2 protein-coding genes are annotated in these 897 nt (G+C 64.9%); both read left to right on the top strand.

Annotated elements, in window-relative coordinates:
* Window positions 1-264: 264 nt before the first annotated feature.
* Window positions 265-522 carry a type II toxin-antitoxin system Phd/YefM family antitoxin gene (locus IF89_RS0135635; protein ID WP_030777419.1) on the top strand — a complete coding sequence of 86 codons (258 nt, stop codon included), beginning with the start codon at window positions 265-267 and terminating at the stop codon, window positions 520-522.
* Window positions 519-770, top strand: a complete 252-nt coding sequence (locus IF89_RS0135640; RefSeq protein ID WP_030777422.1) for a type II toxin-antitoxin system RelE family toxin — start codon at window positions 519-521, stop codon at window positions 768-770. Before IF89_RS0135635 ends, IF89_RS0135640 begins: the two co-directional genes overlap by 4 nt.
* The last annotated feature ends 127 nt before the right edge of the window (window positions 771-897 follow it).

An 897-nucleotide genomic window follows, 5' to 3' on the forward strand; every position in this document is an offset into this window, starting at 1 on the left:
TCCACAGCAGCCTCGGCTACCGCAGCCCTGCCGAATACGAGACCGCCTTGGCGGCCTGACCACACACCAAAAGTGTCCGCCAAAGCGGAACAAGCTCACCCCGAAGAAGGCCGCACAACACACGATTCTGGGATGAAACATCGGACGAAAACGACCTCTCAGACGTGGTTGTCTGGGCGCGGCAGGAACTCCCAGCGGAAGTCTTCGGATCCTTCTCGCACAGACTCTCCTGACAGAAGGTGGGGGAAGTGTACAGTTCTGCACATGAGTGACACTTTGCCGATCACCGAAGCGCGGGCTAAGTTCGGATCGCTCGTGCGCCGCGCGTCCCACGCCCGTGAACGCATCACCATCACCGACCACGGTGAGCCGGCGGCCGTGCTCATCAACCCCCAGGAGCTCGCCGATTTGGAGGACGCCCTGGCCCTGGCCCTCTACCGCGGCCGCCAAAGCACCGAGACAGCCGCGGTCGGCGTCCCGCATGACGAGGTCTGCGCACGGCTCGGACTGGAGCGCGGGTGACGTACGCGATCACCTGGGACGAGGCCGCGATCGGCGCGGCCGCGCGGTTTCTCAAGGACGACCCGGATGGGCTGCGGCACATGATGGACGCGGTCGATCTGCTCGCCGAGCAGCCCTGGCCGGGAGGGAGCGCCGAGTACGGCTCTCCCGATCTGCGCCGGATGCATGTCGGGCGATACCGGGTCCTGTACGAGATCACCGAAACCACCGTCACCATCGTGGTCATCCACGTCGGCCGTCTCGGCTGACAGCCCGTATCACGGAAGGGCCGGACCATGAACTAGGTTCTAGTGGTCGTCGCAACACCCCAGTTCAGGGGGTATGCGATGGACTTCGAGATCCGGGAGAAGAGGACGGCCCAGGGCCCCGTCAAGC

The sequence above is a fragment of the Streptomyces sp. NRRL F-2664 genome (genome assembly GCF_000719345.1).
Lineage (GTDB): Bacteria > Actinomycetota > Actinomycetes > Streptomycetales > Streptomycetaceae > Streptomyces.

Bases quoted from the DNA above. Each gene is read 5' to 3' on its own strand.
- IF89_RS0135635 (WP_030777419.1), top strand. From the start codon at position 265: ATGAGTGACACTTTGCCGATCACCGAAGCGCGGGCTAAGTTCGGATCG.